Annotated in this window: 1 tRNA gene; it reads left to right on the top strand. The window is 40.5% G+C overall.

Annotated elements, in window-relative coordinates:
* Window positions 1–34 precede the first annotated feature (34 nt).
* Window positions 35–110, top strand: a tRNA-Thr gene (locus P20429_RS05565).
* Window positions 111–262: the final 152 nt, after the last annotated feature.

Here is a 262-nt window from a genome sequence, read left to right on the forward strand (position 1 = left end):
AAAATTGAACGTGCCTTAGCACACAGTTTTGTGTGCCGACTTAGCTCAGCTGGTAGAGCAACTGACTTGTAATCAGTAGGTCAACCGTTCGACTCGGTTAGTCGGCACCATTTATTCAAAAGCCTCGCTTATAGCGAGGCTTTTTTGTTTTCAACTTGAGAATTAAAAATACCCATAGTTAAGAGCAAAGCAACTGACTTGTAATCAGTAGTCTGTATAAGTTATCCGTTCGACTAGGTTAGTCGGCACCATTTATTCAAAA

The organism is Pseudoalteromonas sp. BSi20429 (genome assembly GCF_000238895.1).
GTDB classification, from domain to species: Bacteria; Pseudomonadota; Gammaproteobacteria; order Enterobacterales; family Alteromonadaceae; genus Pseudoalteromonas; species Pseudoalteromonas arctica.